This window comes from Bradyrhizobium sp. USDA 4503 (assembly GCF_054055815.1).
Window position 1 is genome coordinate 7,990,174 of record NZ_JBSRXS010000001.1, and the last position, 21,904, is coordinate 8,012,077.

Here is a 21,904-nt window from a genome sequence, read left to right on the forward strand (position 1 = left end):
GTAGGCCGAAAGGTCACACTCTTACGTTGCGGAGCGAGCCGTTGGCAAAATCCTTGGCTCACTCCAGCAGCGACAACATAAACCTGGCGGCAACATAATGGCTGTACCGGTACCCGTCCGGATGCTCTGCAATGTACTCGTCCCACAGCACCTGCAAGGTCACATGCTTGCGCTTGAGCTCGCGGGCAATAACGGACCAGTCCGGCTCGACCACCTTGCGGCGACCCGGCTTCACGCCAGGCACCCCGTACAGCCGTTGCTCCAGCTCGGCGTCGCTTATCGCTTCCGGGACCGGCCATGCCAGGCCCGCGCGCGCAAACCGCTTCAGCGTGTCACGTACCGTCGTCGGGCCGATGCCGACGCGCTCGCCAACCACGCGCGTCGAGAGCCCAGCCTCAAGGCTCAGCCTCACAATCTCGCGCACCTGGCGCATGATAACCCTCCTCGTCGGCATCCAATGCCCCAGCTGCTTCCAGCCGGAGAAATGGCCCAACGATCAGGCCTCACACCATCTGAAACTGCGCGCGATCAAATCGGAATGCTGCGCGGACAATGCTCGGATGCGCGCGATCATTTCGGAACCCTGCGCGCCATCAAGTCGGTACGGTGCGCACCATCACCTCGGAATCGGCAAAGTTGACTACGGCATCAGGAAAAAACGGGCGGCAAGCATGTCATCGCCATGAATCAGCGCACGACCACCGCGATCGCCCTTGACACTACAATAATCCCAGACCTCCGACCAGAAATCGCAGCGCTCAGCGATCGACCAGGCATACAGGGCCTCATAGTCTTTTTCAGTTTGGTATAAAATCGAGTTCATTCGAGGCCGTGCATGTGATGACCGCCGAACAGGGATGCCTTCCAGCCGCCGAGTGAATGAAAGGCAATCGGGGCCGGGATATGGACGTCAATGCCCAAAATGCCGACTTGAATTTGATGGGTTCCCGGGCCGCTTCGCCCTCTCTGGCGATGCCGTGGCCGATCTCGCGAGATCGGCAAGTGTTAGTGCCAGCCGCGAAGCGTGGCCTGCGAACAGCCCGTGCCCGTACCGAATCCTTGAAGCGGGTCCCGGCACGGCGCGACCGTGTGCGCCGTATTAATTCAAAAAACTGCACCAAGGGGCTGGATTTCGGCGTGAACTGACGTTTGATTGCACAAAAGGATGATTGAAGCGGCTTATGCTTGAGCGAGTAAACCTCATATAGAAGGAATTCTGATCGTGATCGCTGAGCAGGCTGCCGACAGCCCCGCTGATCGAGCGCGTAAATTGTGCACGGGCGAAGCAATAGCTCGCATCTCCGCGGCAGCGGCACGATCTCTGCCAGGTGTTAACTGCGGCTCCGTCCCTCACGACTGGTTCATCGCGTGCTCCGCAATGACAATCGCGATAGTTCGAAGCTGAATTTGCCTACGGGAAAATCCAATGTATCTCGCGCTCACAGAAGACGAGCGGGCGTTCCGCGAACAAATCCGTCAGTTCCTGCGTGACAACGTGCAGCCGGAGACGCGCCTCAAACTGAGCGAGGGTCGGCAGCTGTCGAAAGGCGAGAGGGCTGCAGGAATGCGTGTCCTCCATAAGATGGGAGTTCCGACCTGGCCTAAGGAATACGGAGGGGCGGGATGGACCCCCGTGCAACATTACATTTTCGAAGAAGAGGCGCGCGCGTTTCACGCGCGGACTTCGTACGGCATGGGCGTGGCTCTGGTCGGGCCCGTAATCTACACCTTCGGCAATAAAGCGCAGAAGGAATACTATCTGCCACGCATCATCAATGCTGAGGACTGGTGGTGCCAGGGCTTCTCAGAGCCGGGCGCAGGCTCCGACCTCGCCTCACTCAAGACACGCGCCGTTCGGGACGGTGACCACTATATCGTTAACGGTCAGAAGACGTGGACGACATTGGCGCAGTACGCCGACTGGATCTTCTGCCTAGTCAGGACCAACCCGGATGTGAAGAAACAGGCGGGTATCTCCTTCCTCCTCATCGACATGAAAACGCCCGGCGTCACGGTGCGTCCGATCCAGTTGATCGACGGCACTTATGAGGTCAACGAGGTCTTTTTTGACAACGTCCGCGTTCCGATCGAGAATCTCGTCGGCGAGGAGAACCAAGGGTGGGGCTACGCTAAGTTTCTTCTCGGCAATGAGCGCTTCTCCGACTCCTCCGTAAGCCTTTCCACGGAGCGCATCAGGCGCATCAAGGACCTTGCCGGGCGGTCCTACGCCAGCGGTGAGCGGCTTATCGACCAATCCGCCTTCCGCGCGAAGGTCGCCGCAGTCGAAGTCCAGCTGAAGGCGCTCGAAATCACGCAGCTTCGCGTGCTCGCTAACGCATCAAAGGAGCAGAAGAGTACGCAGGACCCTGCAAGCTCCATCCTCAAGCTTAAGGGGTCGGAAATCGAGCAGGCGACGGCGGAGCTGCTGATGGATGTGATCGGACCTTACGCGCTTCCTTTTCTCTCGGAGCTTCCTTTTCTCCCGGAAGAGGCTCTTGAGAGCGGAAACGAGCCCTCGATCGCCCCTGACTGGGCCGCAACGATCGCCTCAACGTATTACGGCAGCCGCGCGGTGTCGATTTATTCGGGCTCCAGCGAGATACAGAAAAACATTATCGCCAAGGCGATCCTTGGCCTCTGATGCTTCAAGGGGCGCTAGCACCAGGCTCTGATTCAGGAAAAGTTCTGCAGTGAACTTTGATCTATCGGAAGAGCGGAGACTCCTAAAGGACAGCGTCGAGCGGCTGCTGCTCGACAGCTACGGCTTAGATGAGCGCCGCAAGTACCAGCGCGAGAAGCCGGGCTTCAGCGAAGCAATGTGGGCGCGCTATGCAGAGCTCGGGCTCCTGGCGTTGCCTTTTGGCGAAGCGCACGGCGGCTTCGGCGGAGACGCGGTCGACACCATGATCATTATGGAAGCCTTCGGCAAGGCGCTGATCCTCGAACCCTACTTCGCGACTGTGGTGCTCGCTGGCGGCATCCTGCGCCACGGAGCGAGCGAAGCGCAGAGGGCCGAGCTGATTCCGGCCATCGCGGAAGGCCGGATCAAGCTCGCTTTCGCCTATGCCGAACCACAGGCGCGCTACGATCTCTTCGACGTTCAGACGCAGGCGAAGAAGGACGGCGGCGGATGGGCGCTCAACGGCGCCAAGGGCCTCGTCCTTCACGGTGATGCAGCCGACAGGATCATCGTATCGGCGCGAACGGCCGGAGACTCGCGCGCGAAGGACGGAATCGGCCTCTTTCTCGTCGATGGGAATGCGCCGGGCCTCACGCGCCGCGGCTACATGACGCAGGACGGGCTGCGTGCGGCCGAGATCACGCTCGAGAATGTGCGAGCTACGGCGGCCGACGTCATTGGCGATCCGGCAGGCGCGTTCCCGGTCATCTCGCGGGTGGCGGACGAGGCGGTCGCAGCGCTCTGCGCGGAGGCGGTCGGCTGCTTTGCCGAAATGCAAGCTATCACTGTCGACTATCTCAAGACGCGCGAGCAGTTCGGTAAGAAGATTGGAACCTTTCAGGTGCTGCAGCACCGGGCGGTCGACATGTTTGTCGAGTTGGAGCAGTCGCGCTCCATGGCAATGTACGCCGCGATGATGGCGGGCGAAAGCGATGTGACCGAACGCGAGCGCGCGATTTCGGCCGCAAAGGTCCAGATCGGCCGATCGGCGAAGGCGATCGGTCATCAATCGATTCAGCTGCATGGTGGCATTGGAATGACCATGGAGTACAGCATCGGTCACTATTTCAAGCATGTGACCATGATCGACACCCTGTTCGGGGACGCCGATCATCACCTCGGGCGGCTTGCTGAGCTCGGAGGGCTCAGTAGGGAGCAAACGACTTGAAGAAGAAACTCAAATCGATCGACCACGAGCTGGGTAGGGCTGACACTTCTCTGGATGCAGATCCGCGGCATGGGACTGATGGAGGCGCTGCCGCTGGAGCGCATTTGTTGCGACGCCCGCGTCGTGCGCATCCGCGCGTCGGCAAATCCTACGCTACTTCACTTCTTGGGCGCTCTGCGTCCGCTTGGGGCCTGATCAATGCATAGACTCGAGCGTCTTCTGCGTCCGAAATCGATCGCTGTGTTTGGCGGCAACGCTGCGGCCAGCGTCGTCGCGCACTCGATCAAGATGGGCTTTGCCGGCGAGATCTGGCCGGTGCACCCCACCAAGGATGAGGTTGCGGGCCTCAAGGCCTACCATTCGGTGGCAGACCTTCCAGGTGCGCCTGACGGTGCCTGGATCGGCGTCAACCGACACCTCGTCATAGAAGTGATCAAGGCGCTGGCCGAGCGCGGTGCTGGCGGCGCCGTCTGCTACGCTGCTGGTTTCCTCGAAACCGAAGCCTACGAGCAAGATGGCAAGCGGCTACAGGCCGAGCTCGTCGCCGCGGCCGGCGAGATGCCGATCATCGGCCCGAATTGCTACGGCCTGATCAACTATGTCGAAGGATCGGCTTTGTGGCCGGACCAGCATGGCGGCACAAGGTTGGCCGAGGGGGGGCGTGGCGTCGCCATCCTCACGCAGTCGTCCAGCATCGCCATCAACATGACAATGCAGAAGCGTGGCCTGCCGATCGCTTTTGTGATGACTGCCGGCAACCAAGCGCAAACCGGTCTTTCCGAAATGGCGCTCGCCCTGATCGAGGACGAGCGCGTCACCGCTCTCGGCCTGCACATCGAGGGCTTCGATTCCGTGGCCGGCTTCGAGAGACTGGCGGCGCGGGCGCGGGAGCTGCAGAAGCCGATCATCGTGATGAAAGTTGGACGTTCCGAGCAGGCCCGGCAGGCGACCGTGTCGCATACCGCTTCGCTTGCCGGCTCGGACACCGCGTCCAGCGCCTTCCTGAAGCGGCTCGGCATCGCCCGCGTCAGCTCCATTCCCGCCTTCATCGAGGCGTTGAAGCTCTTGCACGTGACCGGACCACTGCCCGGTTACCGGCTGTCGTCGATGAGCTACTCGGGCGGCGAAGCTTCGTTGATGGCTGACAGCGCGGAAGGGCGCTTGGTGCATTTCCCCCGCCTCACCGACCAGCACCGCGCCCAGGTCAAATCGACGCTCGGGCCAATGGTCGCGGTGGCCAACCCCCTCGACTACAACACCTACATATTTAGCAACGAGCCCGCGTTGACTGAGGCCTTCACCGCTATGGTGTCGGGTGGCTTCGACCTCAACATGCTGGTGATCGACTTCCCGCGTGCGGACCGCTGCTCGAACGCTGACAGGTGGGTGATCATACGTGCCTTCGAAGCGGCGCTGAAGACTAACAGGGCGCACGGCGCGATCGTTTGCTCTTTGCCCGAGAACATCCCTGAAGACTACGCTGCCGAGCTGATGGCGCGGCGGATGGTGCCATTGTTCGGTATTTCGGAAGCCGTGGATGCCGCCGAGGCCGCCGCGTTCATCGGTAGGGTTTGGCGCCAGCCAGAGGCGCAGGCGGTCGATAACTCGGCCTCCGGCGCGCCTGCAGGCAACCATATCACGCTTGATGAGGCGGCGGCGAAGGCGCGACTAATCAAGTCCGGGTTGCCCGTCCCTAAAGGTGAGCGCGCCGGCAATGCGGTCGAGGCGGTGACCTCCTCCAAGGCGCTTGGCTTTCCGGTGGCACTGAAAGCGCTGGGTGTCAGACACAAATCGGAAGTTGGCGCGGTGCGCCTCAACCTCAGGGATACCGAGTCTGTAAGCACCGCCGCCGGCGATCTGTTGCCTCTTGGCAGCGGACTCTATGTCGAGCAGATGGTGCAGGACGGCGTCGCCGAACTGATCGTCGGCTTCACCCGCGACCCGATGTTCGGCGCGATGATGACGCTGGGCACCGGCGGCGTATTGGTCGAGCTTTTCCGCGATAGCGTCACTCTGATGCTGCCGGCAACGCGCAAGGACATTGAGGCAGCGTTGCGAGACCTGAAGCTTTACCCACTGCTGGACGGCTACCGCGGCCGGCCCAACGCCGATATCCCAGCGGCAATCGATGCCATATCGGGTATCGCTGCCTTCGTGCAACAGAACGCCGAGATCGAGGAACTCGATATCAATCCCCTGATCGTCTGCGCCGAGGGTAAGGGGGCCTGGATCGCCGATGCGTTGCTCATGACTGGAGAGAAGAAGAATGGCTGATGTCACAACTCGCCGCGAAGGCGCCATCCTCGAAGTTACGCTGGACCGGCCGAAAGCCAACGCTATCGACGTTAAGACGTCGCGCCTGATGGGGGAAACGTTCAAGGCGTTCCGCGACGATCCGGACCTGCGCGTTGCGATCCTCAAGACCGCCGGCGACAAGTTCTTCTGTGCCGGCATGGACCTCAAGTGGGCGGCCAGCGGCGAAACGTCCAATGGCAACTGGGGGGTCGGCGGATTTGGCGGGTTGCAGGAATTGCGCGACTTCAACAAGCCCGTGATTGCCTGCGTCAACGGTATGGCGGTCGGCGGCGGATTCGAGCTGGCCCTTTCCTGCGACCTGATCTACGCCTCCGATCATTCATCCTTCGCGCTGCCGGAAATTCGGGCCGGACAACTGGCCGACGCGGGAACGATCAAGCTGCCGAGACGCATCCCCTATCACGTTGCGATGGAGCTTCTGCTGACAGGGCGCTGGATGGATGTCGCCGAAGCGCGTCACTGGGGTCTCATCAACGAGGTGCTTCTCAAGGAAAAGCTCGAGGCGCGCGTCTGGGAGGTCGCGCGGCTGCTCGCGAACGGGCCGCCTTTGGTCATTGCCGCCATCAAGGAGACCGCGCGCGTCACCGAGGCGCTCGACTTCCAGGACGCCCTAAACCGCTTGAACCGCCGCCAGCTCGCGACGATTGACAAGCTCTACGGCTCAGAGGACAGCCTCGAGGGCGCCCGGGCATTCGCCGAGAAGCGGGATCCAGTTTGGAAGGGGAGATAGCGGTCTTGTGGGAATGAGGCGCTCCGTCTCCCCTTGTGTCCTGGGATTCCCTCCCGCGGTAGGTCTGGGAGCGTTGCCACGCGGCTTGCGATCCGGTGTGCTGCCGTGAGGGCGGTTGGCATTTGATGCTTTGCGATGTCGAATGCCTTTTCTCCTACTTAATGATCTGCACATAACCTAGCCAGAAGTTACCCGAAGGAGCCAAGCCAGTGACAGTAACCCGCGGTCCTCAAGTATTCCCGCGAACCGAATATCTGCGCCGTCTTCAGGCGGTGAAGGCTCAAATGGTGCAGCGGGATATCGAAACGCTCGTAGTAACATTCGAGCGCAACATTAATTATCTCACGGGCTACAGGGCCCGGTCGGCCTACGTCCCCCAGGCACTATTGGTTTCCGTTCACCAAGAGGAGCCTGCGTTCATTGTGCGTCAGATGGATTTGCCGGCAGCCATCCATATGACCTTCCTGGAGCGGAACAAGATGATCGGTTATCCGGAAGCGCTCGTTGGCAACCCAGAGAAAGATGGTTACGACGCTATCATTGATTTCCTCCGGGATGCCGGTTGGGTGAAGCGCGCCGTGGGGCTCGAATTGGGCCAGCTGCCAGCGCGCTCGGCCGAGAAGTTCAAGGCCCGACTGCCGGAAGCGAAGATGGTGGATTGCACCAACGTTGTAACGTGGATTCGTATTATTAAATCCGATCTTGAGGTGGCCCTGATGAGGGAGGCGGCCGCCATCGCGGATGCTGGCATAATGCGTGCGGCAGAAGTAATGCGTCCAGGTGTGCATGAAGCCGAAGTGGTCGCTGAGGTTCTGGCGACGCTCGCGCGCGGCGCAAATGGCAAGTCCGGAACGGGCATCGCCAACATCTATATGTGCTCCTCACCGCGCACCGGAACGAGCCACATTACGTGGAGCGATGACGTCCTGCGGCAGGGTTCGCAAATCAATCTGGAACTCGGCGGCGTGCGTCATGCATACACAGCCGCAATCATGCGCACTTTCTCTATTGGTAAGCCCTCTGACCGTTTGCGTCGACTGCATGAGGCTGAACTCGCTGGCCTCGAGGCCGCGTTGGACAAGGTCCGACCCGGCGCAATCTGTAGCGACGTCGCCGAAGCATTTAATCGTACGCTTGAGAAGCAGGGTTTCAAGAAAGAGTCGCGGTGCGGCTACGGCATAGGCATCGATTGGAACGAGGCGGTCACTAGCCTCAAGGAAGGGGACACGACTGTTCTCAAACCGAACATGACCTTCCATCTGATGCTGGGCAACTGGATCGACGAGGATTTCGGGTACGTAATCAGCGAGACGTTTCGCGTGACCGACTCTGACGTGGAAGTCTTAACTCAAGCGCCCCGGAAGCTCTTCGAGCTTTAGCATCGGTTCTTAAGGACTCTTCTGGCGAGGAAGGTCGACAGCCTCTTGGCGCTCCGCACCTGGAAGGCCCGCCCTGATGAATATCTGCGTGCTCGCCTGCTGAGCTGGCGCAACTCTTGGCCACTGAACCTCCTCCGAATGAGTGGACACCTGTAGTAGGCTCAGAGAGCCCGGAGGTGTCGAATGGAAGTACGTCAACGTCGGCCGTTCACGGACGACTACAAGCGCTAGGCCGTTGAGCTAGTGGTGTCGAGCCGTCGCTCGGTCACGTCGGTGGCCAAAGAGCTCGGTCTTCGCGACTCGGTGCTCCGACGCTGGGTGGACAAGTTCCGGCAGGAGCCGACAGCGGCGGCGTGGCGCCCCACCACGCAGGCGGCGCCGATGTCGGCGGACCAGGCTTCCGAGATCGCCCGGCTGCGCCAGGAGAACGAACGGCTGCGCATGGAGCGCGACATTTTAAAAAACTGTCCAGCACGGTGGCGCGCCTGTGCGGCGTAGAAACAGCCTTGTGCTATCCTCGGCGGCTGGGAGGGTAGCGGCCGTTCGATTATTGGAGGCACAATCCCCGTTAAAAAACATGGTCCATGGGTGCATGCGAACTTGAGAGTGGTGACGTCGCCCTGGCGACGATCCCGATTAGGAAGATGGCGATTGGCATAGCCCAGACCCTCCTGCTCATCATTGAATGGAGGATTGCCATGCAGAAGAAGAGGACGGCCGGCGACCGTCCGGAACTGAAGCCGGCCAACGTCGGGGCCGCCGCCATCGACATCGGATCAACGATGCACATGGCTGCGGTGAACCCCGCTTGCACCGACGTGCCTGTGCGCTCTTTTGGCACATTCACGCAAGACCTGCATGAGCTGGCGGACTGGTTCAAAACGTGCGGCGTGACGAGTGTCGCGATGGAATCCACCGGGGTCTATTGGATCCCGGTCTACGAGATCCTGGAGCAGCGCGGGTTTGAGGTGATTCTGGTCAATGCGCGGTACGCCAAGAACGTGCCCGGGCGCAAGACCGATGTCAGCGATGCCGCATGGTTGCGCCAGCTTCACTCCTATGGCCTGTTACGCGGCAGCTTTCGGCCTGATGCCGAGATCGCAACCCTGCGCGCGTATCTGCGCCAACGGGAGCGGCTGGTGGAATATGCCGCCGCCCATATCCAGCATGATGCAGAAGGCCCTGATGGAGATGAATCTGCAACTCCATCATGTGGTCACGGATATAACGGGCGCAACCGGCATGCGGATTATCAGAGCGATTGTTGCAGGCGAGCGGAATCCTGACGTCTTGGCAACCTATCGGGACGCGATGCCATTCATCCATCGCGACGATCCGTGCGGCCCTGGTGGGCAACGACCGGCACGAACATGTCTTCGCGCTGACCCAGTCGCTGGAACTCTACGACGTCTACCAGGCGAAAATGCTGGACTGCGACCGCAAGCTCGAGGTCCTGATCGCGGCACGGAACAACAAAGGCGCGAAGCCGACCGGAAAGCTATCCAAGCCACGCATCAAGACCAAACAGGTCAACGCGCCTACCTTCGATGTCAGGACCGCGCTGTACGGCGTGCTCGGCGTCGATCTGACTGAGATCCATGGGTTCGGTCCATCACTGGCATTGAAGCTCGTCGGTGAGTGTGGCACCGATCTGCGGGCATGGCAGAGCGCCAAGCACTTCACCTCCTGGCTGTGTCTTGCACCAGGCAACAAAATCTCTGGCGGCAAGGTGTTGTCCTCGCGCACACGGAGATCGTCTAGTCGGGCAGCCGCACTGTTGCGGTTGGCAGCAACAACCGTCGGGCGGAGCGATACGGCGCTCGGTGCATTCTATCGCCGACTATCATCACGTGCTGGTAAGTCAAAGGCGGTGACAGCGACCGCCCGCAAGATCGCAGTTTTATTCTACAACACCCTCCGGCACGGCATGCACTACAGAGACCCCGGCGCGGATCACTATGAGCAGCAATATCGCGACCGTGTCCTCGCTAACCTTCAGCGCCGAGCCAAATCTCTGGGTTCGTGTTACAGGCAATTCCAGGCGAACCCGATCCGGCTGATTCTTAGGAAGTCGATCGCGATCTTTGCCGGAACCCGGACATGAGCTTTCGCTTTATCGAGGACCACCGCGACACCTATCCGGTGCGGCTGATGTGTGCCGTGCACGAGGTCTCGCCGGCCGGCTACTACGCGTGGCACGAGCGCCCGGTGAGCGCCAGCGTAACTTCCAATGCTGCACTGGTACTACGAAGTTTGGCAGATTTCGCTCTTCATGGGCTCCCTGAGCCTAAGCCTGGAGCTTGCCGCCTTAACGACCGTGCTCTCCTTGATCATCGGATTTGCAGCGGCTTTTGCTCTTGATCGCTATTCCTTTCACGGGCGGGAATTTGTTCGAGGATTTCTTCTCTCGCCTCTCTTGATACCGACAGTCGTCCTGGGCTAGGGGCCTATGTAGTTTCTTGTCTGGATCAAGCTGAACCAGACCTTTGTCGGTCTGCTTGTTGGCCATCTTGTTATCACGCTTCCCTATGTCGTGCGCACGCTCTCAGCCAGTACGATGCTTTTCGACCGCAACCTTGAGCAGGCAGCGATGAGCTTGCGGGCCAGCCGGTGACCGTTCTGAGCACGATTACCATCCCGCTTCTCATTCCCGGATCATATCGGCGATGGTATTCGCCTTTGTCACGTCGTTTGAGAACGTAACGCTATCTGTATTCCTGAGCTACGATGGGCGTGTCACCTTGCCGGTCCAAGTCCTAAGCTACGTCGAGCAAAATTATGATCCGCTCGTCGGTGCAGTATCATCGGTTGTTGTATTCGTCACAGCCACAGCCGTCTTCTTGGCGGATCGCCTCTCCGGTTCAAAATCGGTGAGTTAGCAATGCGCACGCAATCTGCTCTTCAAGGCGTGGCTGCACCCGAATCGGATCGGCGATATGTGGTCTCGTTTAGAAACATAGAGAAAGACTACGGCGCGTTCAAAGCCGTTTCGACCATGTCGCGCGACATACGTCGCGGGGAACTAGTCTACCTCTTTGGCCCCTCAGGATGCGGAAAGACGACGACGCTTCGTATGTTGGCGGGTATCGATCCGACCCGTGGTCAAATCATGATCGACAGCGCAGATATAACAAAGGTGCCAGCCTATAAGCGCGATGTTGGTATCGTTTTTCAAAATTACGCGCTTTTCCCCACATGACGGTGGCCAAAAATGAACAATATCGGCATGAACAAGAAAGACCGGCGGAATCGAGTCCGGGAAATTCTCAGTCGCGTCGAGTTGCAGCATGGGAGATCGCTATCCGCGTGCGCTTTCCGGCGGCCAACAGCAACTTGTGGCCCTTGCCCGTGCGCTCGCCCTCCAACCGAAGGTACTTCTACTCGACGAACCATTCTCAAATCTGGATGCTCAGCTCCGTGTTCGGCTTCGAGAAGATCTGCATGGTCTGATCCGAAGTCTCGACATGACGACCGTTTTTGGAACGCGTGATCAGGAGGAGGCACTTACGCTTGCCGATCGCGTCGTCGTCATGAACCAAGGTACAGTAGAGCAAATTGGCACACCGAGGAGATCTATGATGCCCCTGCGACGCGCTTTGTCGCCGAATTCATTGGCTCGAGTTCCTTACTACAAGGTCAGTTCAACGATCAATGTGGGTTCGTTTCAGATGCGGGCCTTAAGCTGCCCGTGACCGGCCCCTCGGGCAAAGCCATTGCCGTTATTCGACCTGAGTATGTTCGCAAAGCGGACGAAATGTCTGGGATCGTCAGCCACTCTGCGATCGTGGAGGCACGCGAGTATCTTGGCGCAATAACACGCCTGCAGATCCGCCTCGGCGGCGAAAAACTTCTCATGGATGCCCGCTTTCCCGTCGGCCAGAAACCTAATCCTGGTGACGAACTAAGCGTCGCGATCGATCCTGCCCGGATTCGATTCGTTCCGACCAAGACATAAACGAGATGATCCAACAATGAACCACGGAGGGTGGTAATGAATAGACGTAAGTTCTTGAAGCTCAGTTCCATTTCGGCAGCGTCGCTTGTCGCGGTACCGCCGTCCACGCTCAACAAAAAGAAGTTCGGTGGCGTTACGCTCCGGATAAATGGATATGGCGGCCTCTATGACAAGGCATTGATCGATTCGGTGGCCAAGCCGCTCGAAGAGAAGACCGGTCTCAAGATCGAGTATATGGCATCAACCACGAGCGCCGACGTCGTCAAATTGATCTCAAACAAGGGCAACCCGCATATCGATCTGTTTATGGGGGATAGTCCCCTCATGCCACAGATCATGACCGCCGATGTCATTGACCCGTTCACTGCGGCGGAGGTCCCCAACATTAGCCGTGTTCTTCCGAATTTTCGCGAGTTCGGCGACTACGGCGCTCCGTTTAGCGTCGCCACGATCGTACCTGTCTACAACTCCGACACGATCGAAACGCCGCTTACCTCCTATTCCGACATTGCTCGAAGAGATCTCAAAGGCAAGGTCGCGATATTTGCATCCAACCAGTTCCCGGCTTTTCTGGCCTTGCTGGCCCTCGCGGAGGAGAATGGCGGCTCACTGACGAACCTCGAGCCCGGCTATAAAGTCCTGCGCGCCGCAAAGGAAAACATTGTCGCGCTGGTAACAAGCTCCGTTGCTCATGTTCAGCTCTTCAGACAAGGTGAAGCCCAAGCGGGATTGCTCTGGGATGGGCGGGCGTATGAGCTGCGTAAAACCGGAACGTCAATGCAGACGGTCGTGCCGGGAAAGGGGCTGTACGCAATCACCACTTACGTTAGCGTCGTGAAGGGCGGGCGCAATAAGGAGGCTGCGCTGGCCTACATCAATCAAATGCTATCGGATGACGGCATGATGGGACTGCCCCGGACACTACGCTATGGGCCCACAACTGACGTAAAGCTGGATGAAATTGCATCTGAGATTCTGATCAATTCGCCCGAACGTGCAGCACTGAAGAAATCCATAAATTGGGCCTCCCTCATGCAGCGGCGCAGCGAGATAACAGAGCGAATCAACAAGGAACGTCAGGGTTAGGCAGGGACTCGCGCTTGTTACCATCAAGCAATAGTTTGCGAACAATGCCCAATCTGAGTGTCGCATTGCGCTCGATGGTCTAAAGGCAAAAACTGGAATGCTCGCTGTGTCAAAACGGGCTGTTTGATGAGCTCTTGACGCTAGGCCCTTGCGGGCGCCGACGCTCCGATAGTCCGGGCCTCTTCGCGCAAATCCTGCGATGAATTTTGGTTATTTGCAGTTCGGCCGCGCCCGACGAAGGAAACTCGATAGCCTTCTCCGATTGGCCGCTGATAGCTGTAGGTCCAGAAGTTGATTGCCCGCGGCACAATTGGGATCGTCATGGGATCGACTACGAATAATTTGCTCTCCGACGAAGAGCGGAATACAGTGCTTCAAATGCGCCACGCGATGCATCGCGGGCCAGAGCTTTCCAACAACAAGTGGTAAACTCAGCAGAGAGTTCGCGAATCGTTACAGGTGGCCGGCTTGACAGGCGCCCGAACCCTTCACAAGATCGGTCTCTACGTCGATAGAGGAGGCCTGGCCGCTGGAGCCAAGCGCAGCATTGCCATTCGCGGCGACACCGGTGGCCTGCCGATCCAGGAGACCGGGAAGACCTGTCGTACCGTTGGCAAGAGTTCCCGGACTCATGCATGCTTGTAGTCACGATATGCACACTTCGATCGCGCTCGGGACAGCGATTGCTCTACACCGCCGGCGCGATACGTTCTCCGGTAGAGTCCGCGTTACTTTTCAGCCAGCGGAAGAGGCCGAGCCGCTCGGCGGTCGTACCGTTGCCGAGGAAAATCTGCTCGATGGTTTCTTCGCGGCGGTTGGTTTCCATGTCAAGACAGATCTTCCTGCGGGCACATATGGCGCATGCGGGCCCTGTGACGAAGTCGGCTGACCAATTTGAACCGAAAATAAGGGGATGGCGCAGCGCGCGCAACATCCCAGCGCGCGCGAAACCACACTTGTTGCGGCCAAATCCGGATTAACGAAATCGAGGAGCGCGCGTCACCACCGTTGAGGGGAGTTATAATGCCTCGCCGCCATCGTGGTGCACGACCTTCGGATTTAACTACATCTGACGGAATGATAGTGACTTCCCGCTCCTCAATTACAACGTAAGCTTCGGATGATCGAGCAGCCGAGCCGACGCATTCCACTGGGCACAGCGCCAACCGGTGAGAGGTAGGAAATCTCAGCAGTTGATCAGCAAGTCGCGCGACATGCTGCTCAGCGATCTTGCGCCGTTTTCGGTCACACACACGGTCTCGCTAAAGACATAACCCTCGTCCTTCTCCCAAATGCCAACGATTATATGGAAGGTCATGTTTGGTTGAAGGACGGTCTCGTCGTCGTCCTGCAGACTGGCGCCGCCATCGGGCCAATCGTTTCCGATGGAGTAGCCAATTCGGGAATCCTTGCGCACGCCTCGAGGAGTGAAAGTACGTCGGAATGCTCGCTCCACGTCGCCACACGTAACGCCGGGCCGCATAGCATCGAACGCAGCGAGGAAGCCGTCGACTGCCGCTTGGTGCACATGCCGGGGCCGAGCGGATGGCTCACCCAAGAACACAGTGCGGGACAACGCGCAGACATAGCGGTGGCGGGCCGCACCGAGCTCAAAATTGGTCTGGCAACCCATTGGATAGCACGCATCCGACCACTTGAGATGCGGCGCCGTGGCGGGACTACCGGTCGGCATGGTCGGAAAGCGAGGAACTCCCCCCGGGATCTCCGGCACGCCGGTGCAGAGCGCATGGGTTATGGCCGCGGCGACATCGCATTCCCTCGCGCCGACCGCGACCGCGAGCCGGCCCACCTGCATAGCCCGATCGACGATCTTTCCGGCCTGTTCCATATAGACGAGCTCAGCAGGCGACTTCAGCAGTTTCAGCTTGGAAATCATGCCGTCGGCGTCGATGCTGTTCGACAGGTCCAGATTTTTGCCCAGGGCGGCTTGGGCCTTCACCCCACAATTCTTGGCCGTTAGTTCGACCCCTATGCGGATCGATCGGGTGCGCTCGCGGATCAGATCGCCAATCGGCTCCCAAGGCGTCCGTTGGCTGGAACCGATATATTTTTCGGGATAGCTGAGGATGCGCGCGTGCGGCAGGTAGCACGTGGCCGTCGCGCAGGCGACATCCATCTCCCGCAGGATCAGCCAAGGATCTTCCTCATCCTGCTGCACAAGCGCGAGCTGCGGAACGTACTCCGAGTACCCATCATAGCCGGTCAGGTAGTGCATGTTTGCCTCGTTCAAGACGAGGAGCTCGTCAATGCCCCGCTCCGCCATTCGCTGCCGTAGCCTAGCTGTACGCTCACGATATTCCTGTTGACCAAATGCGGGCATGAGCTATTTCTCCTGATGTTAGTTGGATGAGGTTTTTTGCATAGCGGCGATGCGCAGCATGGTCCTGGCGCGGTCGCAAAGTCTATTTGGCGAAATGACGGCGTTGTGGAATATCTTTCTCACTCGGTGGTGCAGCCCGCGTTGTCCCATTGTATGTAACTACGAGCTCAGGTGACCGAAGCCATAGTCATCCGGCAGAGGTCCGTGATGTCGTAGACGGGTAGCTTCGCGATGCGACGGATGGCCGGCGCAACCATTGGAAACGCGGCACATTCGAACAGAATGCTCGCGATCTCAGGATACGCGGCGCGAAGACGCGCGATGCAGGCGGCGACATCCGTCTCGATCGCGGCAACGTCGATCGGGGGCGCCGGACGCTTCAACTCGTCATGCCAGAACTTGCCGCCTTCGATGCCGCCGACCACGATCCGCGCCCGTTCGGCCGGATCATCGAGCCCGAGCAGATCTTCGCCGCAATGCGTCGAGTCGTAGGTCAGGACGGTGAACTTGGCGAGCGGCGGCAGCTGTCGGAGCAGCGCCGGCAACAGGAGCAGGCTCGACATCACCACAGGCACATTCACGGAGGCAGCCACCGCGGGCTGATGTCGAATAGAGAAGCCGCAGGTCGAGCTTATCGCGACGGCCCCTCGCTCGACCAGACGCCGGGCGGCTGCGATATAGGCCGGCTCAAGCTCTGGATCGCCGCGAACCACGTTCTCAACCCATGCGCCCGCGACGGTTTCCGCGATGACAGGGAAATTGAAAGTAGTAGAATTTAGCATTGAGCCGGCAGGCGAGGTCGGCGGCTTGGTGCCGGGCGGCACTCCGCGTTCGAGGGCCAGGATTCCGAGAGGGCGTGGGCGTTGCGATGCCATAAACCGAACGTAGCGAGCCTTAGAGTCGAATTTCCTAATGTGAGCCAGGATATGGCCGAAACTCTGCCTGCTTCGGGAGAACGGGATGTGTCGTGCGATCAAGCCCGGTACCTTAGAGAACCCGTCCGCGACAACTGTAGCTGGACGAACAGCCGCCGGATGAGAGGCGATCTGAGCTTTGGGGCCGTGTCGAACCAGTCTCGCGATAGAAGCTGACGTGGAGCCGGTCCATCATGAGAATACGCACGAGTGCGTCCGCATCGACGTGGTAGCGATGCTGGCGCAACGATCGGCACCACGAGGTCGAGACGGATTCTTATGCTGCTGCTCGCTCATATCCTGCTGTGCGCCCCCACCTCAACGTTTCCGCAGTTGCACGACGCAGTTTGCCTCCGGCCACATGTGGCGTGATCTCACATGAGGCGGACTCTTACCTCCTAACAGAACGACTTCGCATACGCACGGTTCACGCTCCACTTTGATGGTTTCGTAGGCCATGGTGTTTCCCTGTTGCTTGGATGAACATGGGGCGTTTATGTTACTTGACAAAGAGAAGAGCGAACCTACTAAGCTTGGTGGGCGGATGTTGTGGCGCCTCGCGGACATTTCCGTGTTTCAGAGTTGCGCAGCGTTTCCGATCTGGGAAAATCCCAGCGGTTTGCGGCGATTGCCGGGTGACCTAAGCTGCTGCCAGTTTTTGGGGCCGTGGATAGGAGTCGCCCGAGGGTCGAAATAGCGACCGGATCGGGAAGTGGTGACGACGATGAATCGAAGGCGCACCAGAGGGAAGCGAATCGCGCCCTTCAACCCCGCGCCCCGCCACGTGAGGCAATCAGTGCCGAACAGCCCGCGGCCAGGCTATGGCACTGCGTCGGCTCGATACGCGTAATTCGTGGACAACTCGTTTGTCCGCCTCCCGAGCAAGTAACTGCTGCCTTCCACAATCGATGATCGGCCGCGGCGGCGAGCAGTGCGAGCAGCGGAACTTGGGGCGATGGGTGGAGCTGACGCTGTTAGCACGAACGTCAGCTATCTGAGTTGGTAGCTGCCCAAGCGAAGTAGCCCGTGGTTAGTTCATTGGGAGTGCGGCGGTCGCCCGCAAGCTTTGAACGTCCAATTCGGCCCGATGTCGCCAAGCCGCGCTGTCGTACCGAGCCGCCTGAGCGTCGGGTGCGTATTCTTGACAGATCGGAATGGAGAACAAAATGCAACGGCGGACAGCTTCGCGTGATCCTCGATGGGCTGTCTTTGAGACAGTGTGCCAAGCTTGCTGGCCTCCTACCTTTGCTGGCCGTCGTTTCCGGCTACTGCTTCGGTGGCAATGTGACGATGATGGGTTTCGATTTGTTTCCAGTCCCCGAAGGACGTCGTCGACGTTCCCGTTGAAGATGAGGAGGAAGCGACGCGCACCTGCACAGAAACACCTGTCTTAATTTCGAGGGGCCGACGCAGAGTGGAAGAATGACAGACCAGCGGCTGCTGCGGCCTGCAATTCCGGAGAACCGTCTGAGTGTCTACGACATCCCGGCGGTGATCGATGTTATCGCCGACAGGGATTCACAGGGATTCGATGCTCGAATTGTGCTGCGACGCAGGCCTCGGCATGAGCTCAGCGTCGATCCGCATCGAGTGCAAGCCATCCGGTTTGATCGCCACCAAATCCAAGCATCCCGGCGCCACTTTCTGCACTTTAGGACGCATTCAACCTGCTAATCGCATCGTTGTGCGGTACGTCCGGTTTCATGGTCGAGGTCGAAAAGACTGGCATCGTGCGTCACGTCTCCTGGATGTTGGCTAGTGGGTCGAGTCTGATCGTCCGGCTGTTCGGTATTGTGCTGCGCAAGAGCCGTGTCCAAGGTGCACGTCAATGATCCGGGGCGGGCGGGCTTGCATGCCTCCTTCTTTATCGCCGCGTGGCGGACCGGCGAATTCGGCGGCATGCCTACATGCTGCAGGGTGTCCTCAGATAGATGTGGGCGCCGTCGCCGACTTGGCCGAGCGAAGAACGTTAATGGAGAAAGGTGCGGAGCTGTACGTGAACGGCGGATCAAATATTAATTGAATCGGTGTTCAAAATTGAAAAGTTCATTGATCCCGCGAAGGCGAGGCTTCGGATCGAGGCGGCTTGCGATCTGTCCGGGTGCCCCCACCTCGCACCAATCGCAAACGCCCATGTATCTGTGCATGGTAAGCAGCGTGGCTTTCGCTGTGTCGACGGGCAGGCATCGCGTGGCAGAAGAAGTCCCGAAGCATCAGCATGGCCCGGAAAATGGAGCCCTTCGATGGGAGTGTTATCGCATTTGAGGGTGGTCGAAATCGGTAGCTCGGCCGCGACCAGCTATTGCGCGCGCCTGTTTTCCGATTTCGGCGCCGATGTTCAAAAAGTCGAGCCGCCGGCCGGCGATCCACTTCGCCGCAGCGCCCCACTTACGCCCGGAGGCCAAAGCGCGTGGTTTGCATTGCTGAACTTCAACAAGTCAAGCATCATCATGAATGCCAAGGACCCGGACGCGAGCACGCGGTTGACGGCGCTGATCGAGGATTGCGACATTCTGGTCGATGGCCGTGATGTTGATCCCGCCGATTGCCCGCCCACTGATATCGCTGCGATCCGACAGCGACGTCCTGGATTGATCTACCTCGAAGCGAGCTGGTTTAGCCGCGAGGGACCCTATGCAGGATTCGCTGCAACGGATTCGACCGTCCGCGCGCTCGCCGGCCTCGTCAAGCTGGTTGGGCCGCTCGAGGGCCCGCCGTCGCACGCGCCGGATTTCCAGACGGGTATCTTGGCTGGCCTGTGGGGTTTCATCGCGACGGCTTCTTCGGCAGTTGCGCGAATGCATGGCGGGACAGGGAGGTCGTGGTCGCTCAGTATTTTCGAGTCGAGCCTCGTTCTCAGCGAGGATTTCATGTTAGAGGCTTCTATGCGCGGCGATTTGATGCGTAGGATCGGCATTAATCGCTTCTGGCCGAACTTTCCGGTCGGTATCTACGAAACCAAAAAGGGTTGGCTTGGCATCACGGCGCTGACGCCCGCACAATGGCGCGCGTTCTGTGACAGGCTTGGCTTGTCCGAATTGCGTGACGACCCGAATCTGCTGCTCGGCGAAGATCGGCTGTGTCATGCGGAGCAGATCGAGCGACAGTTCATGCCGAGGCTGAAAACACGGACAGCGCAGGAGTGGTTTGTGGAGGGGTTGAAATGCAAGATCCCGATCGTACCAGTACCCGAAATATCCGATCTGCTTCAAGACGTGGAGAAGAAAGAACGCGGCGCAATTGTGCCCGTTCTGCTTGGCGAAGAAGAGGGTCTGACGGCTGGCTCGATGCAGCGGTTAACTTTGACGCCGCCGCGTCGGGGTGGAAGGGTTCCGGCTCCCGGCGAGCGGCAGGCTTTCGTGAATTCCCGACGAAAGAGTACCGCGTCGGCGCCATCCGGCCGCACCGATGCCGGCGAGCTACCACTGCAGGGAATTCGCGTCATCGACTTCTCGATGGGCTGGGCGGGTCCGTTGTGTACGCGCACACTGGCTGACCTTGGTGCGGACGTCATCAAGATCGAGGCCATGCAGTATCCGGATTGGTGGCGCGGCGTCGACCGTAGGCCCGCTTACGTCGATGGTCAGATGTATGAGAAGACGGTACGCTTTTGCATGATAAACCGCAACAAGCGCGGCATCACACTCGACTTGACGCGACGGCCAGGCCGCGCTCTCGCCAAGCGGCTTGTAGCGGGAGCAGATATTGTCGTCGACAACTATTCGGTCGATGTGCTGCCAAAGCTCGGGCTTGGCTACGACGTGCTCAGAACACTCAATCCTCGGCTCGTCATGATGTCAATGTCAGCCTTTGGCACGAACAGCGTCCATCGCAATTGCCGGGCCTACGGCTCGACCCTCGAGCAGGGTTCGGGATTGCCGAGCGTGATCGGAAACGCCGGCGATCCACCTGTTATGAGCCACGTCGCGTTCGGGGATGCTGTCGGCGGGTTGAACGGCTGCGCTGCGGTTCTGGTTGCGCTGATTCACGCCCGCAATACCGGGCAGGGACAGTTCATTGATCTTTCGCAGATCGAATGCATGATGCCGTTCGTGGCGCCATGGATCACGGTCCATTCGATCGACGACATGCCGCCGACAAGATACGGCAATCGACATCCGCAGTTCGTGCCGCATGGCTGCTTCCGGTGTGCGGGGGAGGACAACTGGATCATGGTAGCGGCGACTGATGGGGACATGTGGCAGAGACTGGCCATCCTCATTGGCCGGCCAGACTGGGCCACCGACGCATCGCTGAAATCTGCGGAAGCTCGCCGCGGCATCCAAGCTGTGATCGAGAAAGCCATCGAAGCCTGGACGCTCATCCGCGATGCGGATCAGGCGATGTCCGAGCTCCAGGGCGCAAGGGTTGCGGCCGGAGTGGCCCGCCTGCCGATCGACCTGCTTAAGGATAGGCATCTCAAGTCGCGCGCGTATCTGCAGGAGGTCGAGCGCGCTTTCATCGGCCTGCATCCGCAGCCCTCGATGCCAATCCGTGAAAGCGCTCGGCCCTATGCGATCCGCACGGCTGCGCCGACGCTGGGACAACATAACACGGAGATCCTGTCAGCGCTTCTCGGACTGTCCGACGCCGAGATTGCCGAATTGAGCAGGGATGGGATCATCGGTACAGCGATGCTCTCCGAAGGGGAGCCCGCAAGAGCAAGCAAGGTGTCGTAATCTCACAAATCGACCTGTGGCCCAGATTGACGAACCAATCAGGCCTATTAGATTGCCGGCCTCTGATAGAGCAGCGTCAACTAGGCGGATGGAAACAGTCTGCGCTGTCGTCAGGACATGAAAAGCGGGGCCTTTGTGCAAGCTCAATTTGATGTTGGGAAGATCTACCGACCTGAGTGCAACGGGACTGACATGAAGGAGACTTTGCCATGGACAATGCGTCCGAAAACCTCGGCGTGCACCTCGATGGATCCGTCATCGACGGAAGTGGCACCCCCGGCTGGCCACCTGTCCGGGAGCTGAGGCTGAGTGCGGCTGTGGCGGCTCTACTTCCGCAACGAGGCAGACGGTCGAATCCTATGCGCATTCAGAGTGAGAAAGGACACCTGAACGGCAAGTGCAGAGCGTACGGCGGTCATCGTATCGTTCAATGACTCGAATTCGTCGAGACTGCCAGGAGATGATAGATCGAAGCAGAGGGCGATGTCGTTCGGGCCAGAAGCGCGTTCACTAGAAGTGCGTCCTGCGCTGTGCTATTTGGGACTGGCAAGACCGGGATGAGAGCTCACTAAATACTACGTTTGAGCGGACGCTGGCAGATAGCTCAAATCAGCGGCACATCTCAGCGCTGACCGCTCCGCTTTGCCTGGTTCGGA

At 59.3% G+C, this 21,904-nt stretch carries 17 protein-coding genes and 2 pseudogenes; 14 read left to right on the top strand and 5 right to left on the bottom strand.

Annotation, left to right across the window (positions count from 1 at the left end; translation table 11 throughout):
- Positions 1-58 precede the first annotated feature (58 nt).
- The 3 genes and pseudogenes from ACVMIH_RS37890 to ACVMIH_RS37900 form a co-directional block, all read right to left on the bottom strand.
- Positions 59-433 (bottom strand): helix-turn-helix domain-containing protein, encoded by a 375-nt coding sequence (locus ACVMIH_RS37890; RefSeq protein WP_456865501.1) that lies wholly within the window; start codon positions 431-433, stop codon positions 59-61.
- 207 nt (positions 434-640) lie between these two features.
- Positions 641-823 carry a hypothetical protein gene (locus tag ACVMIH_RS37895; protein WP_456865503.1) on the bottom strand — a complete coding sequence of 61 codons (183 nt, stop codon included), beginning with the start codon at positions 821-823 and terminating at the stop codon, positions 641-643.
- Positions 823-1,034, bottom strand: a pseudogene (locus ACVMIH_RS37900) (methylmalonate-semialdehyde dehydrogenase (CoA acylating)); the annotation flags it as partial. The gene ACVMIH_RS37895 and the pseudogene ACVMIH_RS37900, both read right to left, overlap by 1 nt.
- 392 nt (positions 1,035-1,426) lie before the next feature.
- Here ACVMIH_RS37900 and ACVMIH_RS37905 point away from each other — a divergent pair.
- From ACVMIH_RS37905 to ACVMIH_RS37965, 13 genes and pseudogenes are all read left to right on the top strand, one after another.
- Positions 1,427-2,641: an acyl-CoA dehydrogenase family protein gene (locus ACVMIH_RS37905; protein WP_456865505.1), complete on the top strand. Its 1,215-nt coding sequence runs from the start codon at positions 1,427-1,429 to the stop codon at positions 2,639-2,641.
- 49 nt (positions 2,642-2,690) lie between these two features.
- Positions 2,691-3,848, top strand: coding sequence for an acyl-CoA dehydrogenase family protein (locus tag ACVMIH_RS37910; protein WP_456865508.1), 1,158 nt, complete (start codon positions 2,691-2,693; stop codon positions 3,846-3,848).
- A gap of 198 nt (positions 3,849-4,046) precedes the next feature.
- Positions 4,047-6,122: an acetate--CoA ligase family protein gene (locus ACVMIH_RS37915; protein WP_456865511.1), complete on the top strand. Its 2,076-nt coding sequence runs from the start codon at positions 4,047-4,049 to the stop codon at positions 6,120-6,122.
- The gene (locus ACVMIH_RS37920) at positions 6,115-6,894 is read left to right on the top strand and encodes a carnitinyl-CoA dehydratase (protein ID WP_456865513.1); all 780 of its coding nucleotides are present in this window, start codon (positions 6,115-6,117) and stop codon (positions 6,892-6,894) included. The genes ACVMIH_RS37915 and ACVMIH_RS37920 overlap by 8 nt, the downstream gene beginning before the upstream one ends.
- A 209-nt stretch (positions 6,895-7,103) precedes the next feature.
- A complete protein-coding gene (locus ACVMIH_RS37925; protein ID WP_456865515.1) occupies positions 7,104-8,273 on the top strand; it encodes a M24 family metallopeptidase in 1,170 nt (389 codons plus the stop codon).
- Positions 8,274-8,516: 243 nt separating this feature from the next.
- Positions 8,517-8,771 (top strand): transposase, encoded by a 255-nt coding sequence (locus ACVMIH_RS37930; protein WP_456865518.1) that lies wholly within the window; start codon positions 8,517-8,519, stop codon positions 8,769-8,771.
- Positions 8,772-8,971: 200 nt separating this feature from the next.
- A pseudogene (locus ACVMIH_RS37935) lies at positions 8,972-10,377 on the top strand (IS110 family RNA-guided transposase).
- 126 nt (positions 10,378-10,503) lie between these two features.
- Positions 10,504-10,716 carry a hypothetical protein gene (locus ACVMIH_RS37940; protein ID WP_456865520.1) on the top strand — a complete coding sequence of 71 codons (213 nt, stop codon included), beginning with the start codon at positions 10,504-10,506 and terminating at the stop codon, positions 10,714-10,716.
- A 438-nt stretch (positions 10,717-11,154) separates the two neighbouring features.
- The gene (locus ACVMIH_RS37945; RefSeq protein WP_456865523.1) at positions 11,155-11,472 is read left to right on the top strand and encodes an ATP-binding cassette domain-containing protein; all 318 of its coding nucleotides are present in this window, start codon (positions 11,155-11,157) and stop codon (positions 11,470-11,472) included.
- 88 nt (positions 11,473-11,560) lie between these two features.
- Entirely contained in the window at positions 11,561-11,965 is a 405-nt protein-coding gene (locus tag ACVMIH_RS37950) for an ATP-binding cassette domain-containing protein (RefSeq protein ID WP_456865525.1), read from the top strand.
- Entirely contained in the window at positions 11,962-12,228 is a 267-nt protein-coding gene (locus ACVMIH_RS37955; RefSeq protein ID WP_456865528.1) for a TOBE domain-containing protein, read from the top strand. Before ACVMIH_RS37950 ends, ACVMIH_RS37955 begins: the two co-directional genes overlap by 4 nt.
- Positions 12,229-12,264: 36 nt before the next feature.
- A complete protein-coding gene (locus ACVMIH_RS37960; RefSeq protein ID WP_456865530.1) occupies positions 12,265-13,314 on the top strand; it encodes an extracellular solute-binding protein in 1,050 nt (349 codons plus the stop codon).
- 652 nt (positions 13,315-13,966) lie between these two features.
- Complete coding sequence (locus tag ACVMIH_RS37965; RefSeq protein ID WP_456865533.1) at positions 13,967-14,203, top strand: M20/M25/M40 family metallo-hydrolase; 237 nt, start codon at positions 13,967-13,969, stop codon at positions 14,201-14,203.
- Positions 14,204-14,500: 297 nt separating this feature from the next.
- Here ACVMIH_RS37965 and ACVMIH_RS37970 read toward each other — a convergent pair whose 3' ends face one another.
- Positions 14,501-15,655 (bottom strand): M24 family metallopeptidase, encoded by a 1,155-nt coding sequence (locus ACVMIH_RS37970; protein ID WP_456865536.1) that lies wholly within the window; start codon positions 15,653-15,655, stop codon positions 14,501-14,503.
- 167 nt (positions 15,656-15,822) lie between these two features.
- Positions 15,823-16,248 (bottom strand): hypothetical protein, encoded by a 426-nt coding sequence (locus ACVMIH_RS37975; RefSeq protein WP_456865538.1) that lies wholly within the window; start codon positions 16,246-16,248, stop codon positions 15,823-15,825.
- A gap of 2,564 nt (positions 16,249-18,812) precedes the next feature.
- Between ACVMIH_RS37975 and ACVMIH_RS37980 the strand changes: the two genes are divergently transcribed.
- On the top strand, positions 18,813-21,248 hold the full coding sequence (locus tag ACVMIH_RS37980; protein WP_456865541.1) for a CoA transferase: 2,436 nt from the start codon (positions 18,813-18,815) through the stop codon (positions 21,246-21,248).
- Positions 21,249-21,904 lie beyond the last annotated feature (656 nt).

What these genes read in the sequence shown, in the direction of transcription:
- ACVMIH_RS37940 (WP_456865520.1), top strand. Translation starts at nt 10,504, where the DNA reads ATGCTGCACTGGTACTACGAAGTTTGGCAGATTTCGCTCTTCATGGGC.
- ACVMIH_RS37895 (WP_456865503.1), bottom strand. Translation starts at nt 823, where the DNA reads ATGAACTCGATTTTATACCAAACTGAAAAAGACTATGAGGCCCTGTAT.
- ACVMIH_RS37890 (WP_456865501.1), bottom strand. Translation starts at nt 433, where the DNA reads ATGCGCCAGGTGCGCGAGATTGTGAGGCTGAGCCTTGAGGCTGGGCTC.
- ACVMIH_RS37915 (WP_456865511.1), top strand. Translation starts at nt 4,047, where the DNA reads ATGCATAGACTCGAGCGTCTTCTGCGTCCGAAATCGATCGCTGTGTTT.
- ACVMIH_RS37980 (WP_456865541.1), top strand. Translation starts at nt 18,813, where the DNA reads ATGGGAGTGTTATCGCATTTGAGGGTGGTCGAAATCGGTAGCTCGGCC.
- ACVMIH_RS37905 (WP_456865505.1), top strand. Translation starts at nt 1,427, where the DNA reads ATGTATCTCGCGCTCACAGAAGACGAGCGGGCGTTCCGCGAACAAATC.
- ACVMIH_RS37920 (WP_456865513.1), top strand. Translation starts at nt 6,115, where the DNA reads ATGGCTGATGTCACAACTCGCCGCGAAGGCGCCATCCTCGAAGTTACG.
- ACVMIH_RS37945 (WP_456865523.1), top strand. Translation starts at nt 11,155, where the DNA reads ATGCGCACGCAATCTGCTCTTCAAGGCGTGGCTGCACCCGAATCGGAT.
- ACVMIH_RS37960 (WP_456865530.1), top strand. Translation starts at nt 12,265, where the DNA reads ATGAATAGACGTAAGTTCTTGAAGCTCAGTTCCATTTCGGCAGCGTCG.
- ACVMIH_RS37950 (WP_456865525.1), top strand. Translation starts at nt 11,561, where the DNA reads ATGGGAGATCGCTATCCGCGTGCGCTTTCCGGCGGCCAACAGCAACTT.
- ACVMIH_RS37970 (WP_456865536.1), bottom strand. Translation starts at nt 15,655, where the DNA reads ATGCCCGCATTTGGTCAACAGGAATATCGTGAGCGTACAGCTAGGCTA.
- ACVMIH_RS37965 (WP_456865533.1), top strand. Translation starts at nt 13,967, where the DNA reads ATGCACACTTCGATCGCGCTCGGGACAGCGATTGCTCTACACCGCCGG.